This window comes from Nocardiopsis sp. MG754419, assembly GCF_018207095.1.
Classification (GTDB): Bacteria; Actinomycetota; Actinomycetes; order Streptosporangiales; family Streptosporangiaceae; genus Nocardiopsis.
In genome coordinates, this window is the sequence record NZ_QOCZ01000257.1 from 1 (window position 1) to 3,914 (window position 3,914).

The 3,914-nt window shown below is 73.1% G+C and carries 2 protein-coding genes; both read left to right on the forward strand.

The features are described from left to right. Positions 1 to 1,629: protein kinase family protein (locus tag DSY14_RS27210; protein WP_211719467.1), on the forward strand; the 1,629-nt coding region annotated here is incomplete at its 5' end. Between the two features lie 7 nt (positions 1,630 to 1,636). Next, positions 1,637 to 3,727 carry a WD40 repeat domain-containing serine/threonine protein kinase gene (locus tag DSY14_RS27215; protein WP_211719468.1) on the forward strand — a complete coding sequence of 697 codons (2,091 nt, stop codon included), beginning with the start codon at positions 1,637 to 1,639 and terminating at the stop codon, positions 3,725 to 3,727. Positions 3,728 to 3,914 lie beyond the last annotated feature (187 nt).

Below are 3,914 nucleotides of genomic sequence, written 5' to 3' on the forward strand. Positions count from 1 at the left end.
AAGCCCTCCAACATCCTGCTGTCCCCCCGCGGCCCCCAGGTCATCGACTTCGGCATCGCCCGCGCCGTCGAGGGCACCGTCCTCACCAGAACCGGCCAGTCCTTCGGCACCCCGTCCTACGTCTCCCCCGAGCAGGTCCTGGGGCAGGAGACCACGCGGGCCTCGGACGTGTTCTCCCTGGCCGGCGCGGTCGTGTTCGCGGCCACCGGCCGGGCGCCCTTCGGCAGCGGGCGCGCCGCCGAGATCCTGCCCCGGGTCGTCTCCCTGGATCCCCGGCTGGACGGGGTTCCCGAGAGCCTGCGCCCCCTGTTGACCCGTTGCCTGGCCAAGGACCCCGCCGAACGGCCCACCGCCGACGAGATCGGGCGGGTCCTGTCCGAACAACCCCTGCCGTCGGCCGAGCACGGGTGGCTGCCCGCCCCGGTCGGCCGCGTGATCGACGGCCACCGGCAGGAGGCCGAACAGGCGGTCCTGGCCGCGCCCGGCGTGCCGCTCCCCGCCGCGGAATCGGGCGGCGCCGGCCGACGCCGGACCGGCCTCATCGCCGTCGCGGCCGGGGCCGCGGTGCTGCTGCTCGTCGCCGGGGTGGGGCTCACCGTGCTCTCCCCCTGGTCCTCCGACGACACCGGTGCCGCGGACGGATCCGGGGAAGCGGCGACCACGGAGGAGGGCACGGACGAGGACGACGCCGAGGAGAGCACCGGGATCGACGGCTCGGTCCACTCCCTGGACTTCACGCCCGGGGGCGAGGCACTGTACGTCCAGACCGCCACCGAGCTGACCCGTTGGGACTGGGAGAGCGGGGAGTTGCTGGATCGCCATGGCACCGCCCCCAACAACATCGACATCGCCGACGACGGCACCCTCGTCACCTCCCACCAGAGGACCGTGGTGGTCCGCGACCCCGACTTCGAGAGCATCGGGAGCTTCGACCACGCCGAGGAGGAAGAAAGCGACATCCTCTTCCACGACGCCGCGTCGATCAACCCGGACGGCTCCCTCGTGGCACTGGTGGTGGTCACCCACGACCAGGACAGCCGCCTGTACGTGTGGGACCCGCAGGAGGACACCGTCCTGCTCTCGGAGGAGCTGGAGGACCGGGTCCTGTCCACGACGTTCGACCGGACCGGTGACCTGCTCATGCTGGCCCACGCGGACGTCTACCCGCGGGTCCGGGTGTACGACCTCGACGACACCGACGGCTTCGAGCCCATGGTGAGCGGGCCGGAACACGCCCCGGAGGACGAGTTCGACTTCCAGATCTACCCCTCGGCCCTCTCCCCGACCGAGGACCTGCTGGCCATCTACATGGACCGGCACGTGCTCCTGTACGACATGGAGGAGCGCGAGAACCTCCACGAGATCCCGGTGGGACCACTCGTCGGCGGGCTGGTCTTCTCCCCGGACGGAAGCGTCCTGTACGGCACCGGGTCGGCCACCGGGACCGGTGAGGAGTCCGGTGGCAGGGTCTGGGACGTGGCCTCCGGCGAGGAACTGAGCGCGGGGCACACCCTGATCGACGACCGGGTCGCCCCGCACCCGGACGGCGAACTCCTGGTGACCGTCGACGGGCAGACCCTGCTCGTGCTGAACGCCGCGACCCTCGACCTCGTCCGAGAGATCGGTTGAGGCCGCCGTGTACACACTGACCCAGGACGATCCCCGCACCATCGGCCCCTACCGTCTCCTGGCCTCACTGGGGTCGGGCGGCATGGGCCACGTCTACCTGGGGGTGGACGGCTCCGGGCACCGCGCGGCCGTCAAGGTGGTGCGCGCCGAACTCGCCTACGATCCCGACTTCCGGGCGCGGTTCGCCCGTGAGCTGGAGTCGGCCGGAGGTGTCCGGGGCCCGTACCTGCCCCGGGTGTACGCCTCCGGCCCCACCGACGAGATCCCCTGGATGGCCACCGAGTACGTCCCGGGCCCGTCGCTCCGGGGCCTCGTGGAGCGGGCGGGACCGTTGCCCGAACCGGCCGCGCTGGTGCTCGCGCGCGCTGTCGCCCTCGCCCTGACGCGGGTGCACGCCACGGGCACGGCGCACCGCGACCTCACACCCGGCAACGTGATGGTGGCGCCGGACGGACCGCGGGTGATCGACTTCGGGATCGCCCGCGCCGTCGACGGTGTCGAGGAGACCGACGACGAACGACGAATGATCGGCACCCCCGGGTACATCGCCCCGGAGGTCCTCCGGGGCGAGGCGGGCGGCGCGCCCGCCGACGTGTTCGCGTTCGGCGGCGTGCTGGTGTTCGCGCTCACCGGACGGGGGCCCTTCGGCGACGGGCACCCCTCCACCGTCCTGTACCGCACCGAGCACGCCGACCCGGACCTGACGGGCGTACCGCCGTTCCTGCGCCGGTTGGTGTCCGCCTGCCTGGACCGGGACCCCGACCGGCGCCCGTCCACGGAGCTGGTCCTGGAGACACTCGGCGGCCCACCGTCACCGGTGGCCGAGGCCGGGGAGTGGTTGCCGGGACCCGCGGCCGACGTCGTGGCGGAGGTGGGACGTGCCCACCGCGCACTGCTCCGGAAGGCCGACCACGGTCGGGAGATCCCCGGTCACCGGGCCCGCACCCTGCTGACCGTGGGCGCCGCGGCCACCGCGTTGGCCCTCGTGGCGGGGTTCGGGGTGTGGAGCGCCTCGCTCCTTCCCAGCGGGGAGGACGTCGCCGCCGCCGACGGCGAGGACGCGCCGCCCACGGCGACGTCGTGCGATCCGCGTGATCTCGCCGACCCCTTCGTCGAGGCGGCGTCCCCGGAGCCGACCGTCCCCGGAGCGGGCGAGGACGACTTCGTGGGACAGCCCGTCTTCTCGCCCGACGGTGCGGTGCTGGCCGTGGGCGGCAGCGACGGCATCGCCCTGTGGGACTGGCGGGAGGAGACCGAACTCGGCCGGATCGACCTGCACCTCCTCGGGTCCGGCCACGTCGTGCCCGCCTTCAGCCCCGACGGCTGCCGGATCGCCTACCCCGACGAGGACGGGGTGCACGTGTACACCCTGGCCACCGGTGAGTACGAGGTGCTGTTCGAGGGCGGCCACGTGTGGTCGATGGCGTTCTCGCCGGACGGCGATTCCCTGGCGGTGAGCGTCGCGGGGGAGGACAGCCTGCACGTGCTGGACCTGGACGGCGGTGAACGCGAGGATCTCCGGGTGGGCGAGACCGACTCCGGCGGCAGCGCGGGTTTCCACCAGATCGTCTACTCCCCCGGCGGCGACCGGATGGCCGCGACCGGGACGTGGGGCCTGTGGATGTGGGACACCGACACGTGGGAGGTGGTCGGTTCCGTCGAGGACGCGTTCCTCCCGCTGGACGGCGCGGGCGGCCTCGCGGTGCCCGACGACACCGGCGGCGTGGTGTACATGGACCGCGACGGCCCCCTGTACGCCGACCTGTCCACCGGGCGGTCCCTGCGGTACGACACCGAGGACGACGAGCCCGGGGAACCGCGCGCCACCATGCGCGAGTTCACCCACCACCCGGTCACCGACGTCCTGCACGGCATCCGCCTGGTCCAACGCGACGACGGCACCGGCACGCTCCTCCTGGACTCGTGGGACCTCGACGACGGCGCGCCACGGGAACACGACGACGCGGGGTCGGCGGACGCCCCGTTGGCGATGACGCCGCACCCGGACGAGGAGGTCCTGGCCGCGATCTCGTTGGAGCGAGGTGGTGTGATGCTGCTGGACGCGACCACGCTCCGCGAACTCGACCACATCGGTTAGGCCCTGTGCGGTGAACCCGGTCGGGTGTGCTCGCGTTCGGGCGCCGGCGGACGGTACTTCCCCAGGACCGGAGGCCGGAGGGGGATCGCGAGGAACGATCCCTCCCACAGCAGGCCCGAAGGCCCCCACCGTGCCGTCGAGCGCCCGTCCCCGGTCCGAAACGCGGCGGAGACCCCGCGAGAGCCCG